Genomic DNA, 1138 nt, shown 5'->3' with positions numbered 1-1138 from the left:
CGAAACCGCCGTCGGTGCACAGGCCCGCGAACGGGGGAGCGGTGAACTCCTCGCCCGGCGCGAGCGGCACGGTCGTACCGTCCTGGCCGAGGCCGCCGGTGAACCCGGCCCGCCCGTCGGGGGTGCGCTGCACGGTGACGCGCCAACTCCCGCTCCACGCGAGGGCGGCGCTCCACACCCGGCCGTGGTCCTCCGTCGCCTCGCCCGAGTCGAGCATCACCCAGGGGTTCGCGTGATGGCTGGTGATCCCGCGGCGGCTGGTCAACACCGTTTCGCCGTGGGCCAGTCGGTCCCGGTGGAGCCGGCTCTCGGCCGACCACTGACCCGTGACATGGCCGAGCCGGTAGTCCCGCAGCAGCGGCAGGGTCCACGCGGCTGAGTCGGCGCGCAGCAGGGTGACCGGTTCGTCGCCCAGGTTGCGCACGACCGTCCAGCGTTCGATGACGTCCGTGTTGTCGCGCACCTGGTAGTGGAGCTCCACCCGCAGGGGGTAGCGGCGGTCACGGAACGACAGGGTCAGCTCGCCCTCGCGCACGTCGTGGCCGGCAGGCTGCCACTCGAAGGCACGGGACCCGTCCTCGAACCTGACCTGGAGGGACGGCGGCCCGTAACGCGTCCCGCCGTCGACGGGGAGTTCCTCGCCGACCGCGGGCCTGCCCTCGAAACTGCTGGCCGCGACGGCCGGGGGGACGGCGGCGATCCGCTCGGCCTCTTCGAGGGTCAGCCGTGGGCCCCACGCGACGTGGCACGGCGCCCCGGTCTCGTCGACCCGCAGCGCGTACGAGGTGCGCGGGGTGGACAGCAGCCAGACCCCGGTGTCCGGGGCGAAGGAGATCGGCGACATGGGTCCTCACGTTCAGACGGTGCCACGTACGAGACGAGTGAAAGCCAACCGCGACCATGGATCACGTGTCAATGCCCCATCCAGGTTTTGGATTCGCAGGTCACAGGCATCTCCTTGAGTCTCCTCAGGTGAATCCTGTTTCTTTCATTGACAGCAGAAAATAATGACCCTAGGTTCCGGCCATGCGCTCGACCTCTCCTCCCGAGGCGTTCCCGGCCCATACGCCGGCCGCTTCCCAGATCTTCACCACCGTGCTGTCCCACGGTCCGCTCACGCGGTCGGAGATAGCGGGGC

1 protein-coding gene is annotated in these 1138 nt (G+C 70.0%); it reads right to left on the bottom strand.

The features are described 5' to 3' along the window. Window positions 1-844: glycoside hydrolase family 36 N-terminal domain-containing protein (locus ABZV34_RS39815; RefSeq protein ID WP_356288309.1), on the bottom strand; the 844-nt coding region annotated here is incomplete at its 3' end. Window positions 845-1138: the final 294 nt, after the last annotated feature.

Origin of the sequence: Streptomyces sp. NPDC005195, assembly GCF_040608315.1 — a bacterium.
Lineage (GTDB): Bacteria > Actinomycetota > Actinomycetes > Streptomycetales > Streptomycetaceae > Streptomyces > Streptomyces kaempferi.
This window is presented reverse-complemented; position numbering and strand designations above follow the sequence as displayed.